Source organism: Sodalis sp. (in: enterobacteria), assembly GCF_047607725.1.
Taxonomy (GTDB): domain Bacteria; phylum Pseudomonadota; class Gammaproteobacteria; order Enterobacterales; family Enterobacteriaceae; genus JBLKSS01.
In genome coordinates this window covers 1-6,270 of the sequence record NZ_JBLKSS010000200.1, presented here as the reverse complement: position 1 = coordinate 6,270, position 6,270 = coordinate 1, and the positions used below count along the sequence as shown (strand labels likewise).

Below are 6,270 nucleotides of genomic sequence, written 5' to 3'. Positions count from 1 at the left end.
CACTCAAACCGGGATGGAAATAAAAGTTATTAAAATCAATACAATGTGAAAATGCAATGAGCATAAGCGTGTAACGTAGGTTTACTGTCTCGTACAACAAACCCACCAATAATTCAAGACGTCCTCCACGGGGCGCTTACTCGGCCCACAGCTGAATCACATCGCGTTTGATATCGTCTACGCGCACCTTACCAACGCGCAGCGGTAGCCAACGCCGGTTGCCTGTTTCATCTGCCAGAAACTCTTCCTGATTGGTGGTACCGAACATCACCAGACGACGCGGGAACTGTGTGGCGAATTCACGATATTTGGGTACCCAGACCTCGTGCGTACGAGTAATGAATGCCTTGATAGACTCAATCTCCTTGGAGTTCAGGCCACGCAGTTCGGAGATTTCCCCTACCAGCCGGCCGCGCATTTTTCGTGAAAGGTCCTCATCTCTTTCCGCAAGGGATATTTCGGTAAAGAAATCGGGTGCCGGTGATAGCGCCGCAATGCCGGTGGATTTACCGCAACCCTGTTCACCCACCAGAACGGGGACCATATCCGCCTTGCAGCCCGGTGATAGCACCCTGCCCGCCAACGCTGTCCAGGCGTAGAGCGATACCGCAGAGGTATACTCCGACGGCTCGACGTCGAAATACGTCTCGAAGAAGGTCTTCACGCGCGGCACGCCATCCCAATCGGCGCTATTCAACCACTCGATTGCGCTGTCGAACGGGTTCTCATCAGCAACCAGCAACACCGCGTCCCGCATTAGCTCTTTACTTACTGGGTCAAACTGCCGCCGTTCCAGAGTGATACGCAGTCGGCTAAAATCGGGGTCGGTAATGGGCACCCATTGGTTATCGCCCTCCTCAGCCAGCATGATTTCGTCGCGGAACTGATCGAAGCGGACCTGCACGCCGCAGAAATCAGGCCGAGCAATGGCCTTGGTGACGTTATCGATGGTGTTTTTAATGACGCCGGTCTTGTCTTTGCGCACAAAGGCCTGCCACGGCTTTTTATTAGCCGGTTCAATCTCGCCCAGGTCCTCAAAGTCCTCCGCCACTGCGACGGGATGCTTCATGCGCTCTGAGCCGGGGTTTAGCCAACCGGTATCAGCCGCACGCTTGAAGATGGCCTGATAGCCCGTGCGATCGGCCTTCAGCGCGCCGTTATCCCACTTCGCGGCGGCGGACCATTCAATCCACAGTTCACATGCCCGCTCTTCGTACTCGGTACCCTTGAACCACGCCAGACGATTCCCCATATCAACCCAGGAGCTATAAGGGCCTGCCATTTGTAAGCGCCCCGTGGAGGACGTCTTGAATTATTGGTGGGTTTGTTGTATGGCCCGGTAAGAATATGTTCCACTACGATGCCTAGTGAACCCGCATCCTATAAGGGACGGCTGTCAGATCAGGGATAATCCGGCGATGATAGTGTCCACTTAAATTTTAATGGACACTATCACAAACTTCAGAACCACTAATTTCATATCACTCAAACCGGGATGGAAATAAAAGTTATTAAAATCAATACAAGGTGAAAATGCAATGAGCATAAGCGTGTAACGTAGGTTTACTGTCTCATATAACAAACCCACCAATAATTCAAGACGTCCTCCACGGGGCGCTTACGGCCAAAGAGCACGTGCAGGTGTACACCGATGACGAGGCCGGGTGGCTGAAGGCGATAGGGAAAGTGAAGGCGCGCACCACGGCGCACGATGCGGTGCTGGGGATGGCGTCCGGTAGCGAGAAAGCCGCCCACACGCTGTATGGCAAGACACCCTCCCTGGACGGAACGTAAGCGCCCTGGGGCGGTCGGTGCTGCGCGGAAGCAGCCTGTCGGGCAATACACTGGCGCACTTTGTGGCGCCGGGGAAAAAATACCCGCAGCCGCACGCTATCCTGCCGGCGTATGACGCCAATGGCAAGGTGGCCGGCGCCTGGCTGGCCCCGCTGATGGATGCCCAGGGGAAAAGCTTCGGGGGCTTGCCAGACCAGGGTCGCGTGCTGGGCAGTGAGCGGGCGCAGTTTGTGGCGCTGCAGGCTAGCACCCATCAGGAAACCCGGCTGGCGACGTCAATGAAAGAGGGTATCGCGCTGGCGGCGCGCTATCCGCACAGCGGCGTGGTGGTGCGGCTGCAGGGTGACGGCGTGCCGTTTAACCCGCAGGCGATGGCCGGTGGCCGGTTATGGGTGGATGACGCTACGGTCCAGGCGGTGGCGCGTCCGCCGGACACCCCGCTAACCCTGCCGGAAACGCCGGAAGAGAAACAACAGCGTGCGCTGCAGGAACAGATTGAGCGCAGGCACGGCAGCCCGCCTCGCCGCGTCAGCTGGACGGGTTGAGCGACGAACAGCTGCTCAGGCTGTTCCAGACGGGGGATATCCGGCCTGAGGCGGTGCGGGACCGTCTGCCGGACGCCCTGGTGCGTGAGGTGCTGGCGCCGATGCGTCAGCAGGATGCGGCAATCCAGCAGGTGGTGCGGGAGAGTGCGGCGGCCCGCAGCCGATTGTCGCCCCCGGCGTCGGGTATCGTGCCCGATGAGGCGCAGAGACCGTAGCGTATCAAAGAAAAAACGCTGGGCGGCGACTGACGTATGGCGATTGACATCACGGGAGAAGAAATGGATATGACGTTGTGGGGCGCGCTTATCGTGTTGCTGGCGATTTTTTTCGCGTTGCGAACGGTAATGAAAAACCTTATCGGTGGCAGAGGCGCGCCGTGCGGGGTCTATGTCAGGAAGCCGTTTTTAACGGACGGAGAAAGGGCCTTTTTGTCTCAGCTTCAGGGGTTTGTGCCTGACGGCGATAGCGTGATGGCCAAGGTCAGGGTGGTTGACCTGTTGGAAGTGAACCCCAAACAGGCGATTGACGCCACGATGCGGCTGCGTTTTTTGAAACCGCTCGCGCACTGGCACGCTGATTTTGTCTGCCTTGACCCGCAACTCCGGGTCAAGGCGGTGATTATGCTCGATGAGAGCACGCATCAATTCAAAAAACGCCTCAGGCTGGATAAGTCCTTCAATCAGGTGATGGCGCAGGTGGGCATACGCGTGTTGCGCGTCAACAGTTTTACCGACTTCACCGAGCAGGCCACGCACAGTGACGCACTTTGACCCCCGCAGCGGCGAACGCCGTACCTTGTCCGCCGTGGTGCAGTTTACCCCGCTGCCGCGGGATGTGATAAAGCTGCTGGCGCTGGCCTTGATGGTGCTTGACCATGCCAATCGGGCGCTGGGGCTGGATTCGCCGACCCTGCTGCTGCTCGGGCGCGGCGCGTTTCCGTTGTTCGCGCTGGTATGGGGCGTTAACCTGGCGCGCCGGCCGGTCAGACAGGCGCAGGCCACCCGGCTGTGGGGATGGGCGCTGCTGGCCCAGCCGAGGTACTGGCTGGTGATGCGCCACGACGGTTTCACCCTGTATGAGCCGAATATCCTGTTTCTGTTTGCGGTAGTGACCCAGGCGCTGGCGATGGCGCACTGGCCGGTCCACCAGGGCTCCCCCAACGGCGGCGTGGGTGGGGCACTGCTGCTGGCACTGTGGGGGTACGACGTCGCCACCCCCGGCACCTATGGCGTAGATGGCCTGCTGTTGCTGCTGGCGAGCTACGGGCTGTGCGTCACCCTGCCGCCGACCGTCAGCGAGGCCGGCTGGTTGCGCGGGCTGGCTATCGTCAGCTGGCCGATACTCACACTGCGGCTGAATAGCGGGCTGGGGCACAGCATGATGCTGGCGGGCCTGCTGTTGCCGACGCTGCTGATAGCGGGTGCCCTGGCGGTGGTGGCCATCAGCCCCCTCGATCCGCAGCGCCGCCTGTTGAAGCTGGGGTTTTTCCTGCATGCCTATGTGGCTCATCTGCTGGCGCTGGGCCTGGTTGCCGGGTGGGCCGGATGAGGCATTTGACCGCGCCCGTGCAGATTGCACCGTTATCGCTCGACCTGGCGATGAGTGCGCGCACGGCCGGCTTTACCGCTGCGGCGGCTTTTGGTAAAGCAGGGAAAATTTGGTTTTTGCTGGTCGTCCACGCCGGAAGGTGGACAGGATGGAGCCAGGCTCCAGACGCAAGTACCCCCAAGTTACGCACTATCTTTGGTCGGATCAGACGTAAACTCGGGGGTCGTAAGCAGGCGCGGTGCCTGCGGGAATTATATCTCAGGCGCGCTCAAGATCAAACCCCCCTGCCGACCTTAAGTGCAGGGAGCGGTGACTGAACTCTTCTCTCCTGCTTCGCAGACAACGCTCAACAGCCCGGTGCGGGACTGTTATGTCAGCAACCCTTACCCCTGCTACCGGTCACCGACGCCGGATGCGGCCAAGCCGGCGATAGTCAAAGCCCTGGTCAAGGCAGCCCAGAACAGCAATCCGGCCCGCCATGAAGCCTGGTACACCACGCCACGTCTTGACGTGAAAACCGGCCTGAAAAAACCGTTTATCAAACGGATGAACGCCCACCGGGCGCGGGCGGTTAACGCGCTGATGGTGGCGATGGCAGACCGGCTGAATATCGTTTCCGGCAAGGTGGAAGCCAACGTGGAGCAGCTGTTCACGCGCCAGCCGGGCGCTGACGACGCTGGAAGAGCTGGGCGCCATCAAATGCGAACGCGTCTGGGACGACAGCACACATTCCTATATCCCCAAGATTATCTGGGTCACCGAGCTGTTCTTTGTGCTTATCGATTACGAGGTGGGTAAATTCCTGTCGGCACAGAGCCAGCAGCTGGCCTGGGAAAACCAGAAGCTGCGTGACAAAGGCGAAGGCCCCATCACCTTGAGCGAAGCCCGTCGTCGCGCCAAAGAAAAGCACATCAAGAAAGCGTTTGATTATCGCCTGAAGAAGCGGGCGTTCAACAAGCAGCGTCGTCATGCGCGCAAGATTGATGAGATGAAGCCTTCACAGGCACGGCACTCCATCATGAACGACCTGGTGAAGCTGCACAGCAAGGATGAACTGGAGGCGATGGGTCACCAAGGACTAAGGCGTCTGGTCGACCAGCGTTACCATGCCCTGCGCAAGCTGGCCGCCTCTACAGCCCCACCGCCAGACACCCCCTAACCTCTCTTTTGCCCGGCTTTCCGCCCCTGAAAAATGATGCGCTTCACGGCGTAGGCTTCCGCACGCCCCTACCCCACCACACCCCTTATTTTCACGCCTCTCTCCGCTGTCATTTCCCTCTCACCCACCCCATAATTCCGCCCAAACCGACCCCCGGTCTTTTTTATCCACCAACAGATGCAAGGGAAAACCATCAATAGATAACCCCTATGAAATAAATGCAAAATAACTGTAATTTCCTATTACAGAAAAAGATAATTAAGAGCACCGCTCTGGGGATAACCTCACCAACAAGCACACACTCACCCGCCCACCCCAAAACCAAAAAAGGCTTCGCTTACAGCGAGCTCGCCCGCGCCGCTCAGTCACCCAAACCCACCCCTACCTCCAACCACCCCAATCCGCAAACACCCAAACACCCAAACAAACAAACAAACAAAAAACCCCGCGGCCCCGCCCACAGTTCTTTTCCCTAACAAGCCAACTGCTCGGCAGGAAAAAGAATTATGAATGCTGTAACTAATGGGGTTCCGGTTTTAGTTTTGGTTATTTTTGAAGGGTGTGTGTCGCTTTGACGTTCTTTTGTCTTCGACCCTTTGGCTTTCGTGTTGCTGATTGTTCAGTTGGGCGGCTTTCGCACAGCTCAAGCCTTTAAAACCCGGTCTAGCAGGGCGAAGGGCGGGTATGGGGTATCTGTGAGGATGGTATCGCCTGCGCCGGGCTTCGGCGGCATTGGAGTTTCGTGAACTATGTGACTCCATTTGCCGCCTTTCGTGCGCTACGCGCACCTAGAGCCGTGCAGTTTGTCAAAGAGAGACTTGAATCGGCACCCTGCCAATTAATAAAAAAGTTTCATCTCGGTTAATTCAAGAATTATAACTCACGTTCGTTAATAATATTGGGTAAATAATTCTTTCTTCTCCTTTCTGGCATAGCGCCCCTCTTTTATTGTTATGTGCGAAATAGTAACTATTCATAATGTTGTCAACGGATAATGTGTCGCCATTCACGAACCGGTATACTTTAATTTTCATTCCACCATCAGAGACTTCTGATGGTGGTGGCGCTACAAAAAATTCATTACGGGGTTGTAAGCGGAAAGCCGCCAAAATTTTGCGGACTTGCCATACGGTTTATGACAACGTCAGTCCCTCAATCATAGCGTCCAGATCGAGTTCTTTCCCTTCACTGATAAAGGTGTAATGGCCGTTCAGAAAGATTGGC

At 57.1% G+C, this 6,270-nt stretch carries 6 protein-coding genes and 2 pseudogenes; 6 read left to right on the top strand and 2 right to left on the bottom strand.

Annotation, left to right across the window (positions count from 1 at the left end; translation table 11 throughout):
• Positions 1–139: 139 nt before the first annotated feature.
• Together ACMX3H_RS16085 and ACMX3H_RS16080 are read right to left on the bottom strand one after the other, a co-directional pair.
• Positions 140–1,045: pseudogene (locus tag ACMX3H_RS16085) on the bottom strand (virulence-associated E family protein); the annotation flags it as partial.
• A gap of 101 nt (positions 1,046–1,146) precedes the next feature.
• Positions 1,147–1,356 carry a hypothetical protein gene (locus ACMX3H_RS16080; RefSeq protein ID WP_415211546.1) on the bottom strand — a complete coding sequence of 70 codons (210 nt, stop codon included), beginning with the start codon at positions 1,354–1,356 and terminating at the stop codon, positions 1,147–1,149.
• 279 nt (positions 1,357–1,635) lie between these two features.
• On the opposite strand from ACMX3H_RS16080, the gene ACMX3H_RS16075 reads away from it, so the two are divergent.
• The 6 genes and pseudogenes from ACMX3H_RS16075 to repA all read left to right on the top strand — a co-directional run bounded on the left by ACMX3H_RS16075 (position 1,636) and on the right by repA (position 5,046).
• Positions 1,636–1,794, top strand: a complete 159-nt coding sequence (locus ACMX3H_RS16075) for a hypothetical protein (protein ID WP_415211545.1) — start codon at positions 1,636–1,638, stop codon at positions 1,792–1,794.
• 17 nt (positions 1,795–1,811) lie between these two features.
• Positions 1,812–2,339, top strand: coding sequence for a conjugative transfer relaxase/helicase TraI domain-containing protein (locus tag ACMX3H_RS16070; RefSeq protein ID WP_415211544.1), 528 nt, complete (start codon positions 1,812–1,814; stop codon positions 2,337–2,339).
• Positions 2,336–2,554, top strand: a complete 219-nt coding sequence (locus ACMX3H_RS16065) for a hypothetical protein (RefSeq protein ID WP_415211543.1) — start codon at positions 2,336–2,338, stop codon at positions 2,552–2,554. Before ACMX3H_RS16070 ends, ACMX3H_RS16065 begins: the two co-directional genes overlap by 4 nt.
• A gap of 36 nt (positions 2,555–2,590) precedes the next feature.
• Positions 2,591–3,109, top strand: a complete 519-nt coding sequence (locus ACMX3H_RS16060; RefSeq protein WP_415211542.1) for a DUF2726 domain-containing protein — start codon at positions 2,591–2,593, stop codon at positions 3,107–3,109.
• Positions 3,096–3,887: a type-F conjugative transfer system pilin acetylase TraX gene (gene traX, locus ACMX3H_RS16055; protein WP_415211541.1), complete on the top strand. Its 792-nt coding sequence runs from the start codon at positions 3,096–3,098 to the stop codon at positions 3,885–3,887. The genes ACMX3H_RS16060 and traX overlap by 14 nt, the downstream gene beginning before the upstream one ends.
• Before the next feature lie 297 nt (positions 3,888–4,184).
• Positions 4,185–5,046: pseudogene (repA, locus tag ACMX3H_RS16050) on the top strand (plasmid replication initiator RepA).
• Positions 5,047–6,270 lie beyond the last annotated feature (1,224 nt).

Coding starts and splice junctions, on each gene's coding strand:
- ACMX3H_RS16060 (WP_415211542.1), top strand. CDS start 2,591: ATGGCGATTGACATCACGGGAGAAGAAATGGATATGACGTTGTGGGGC.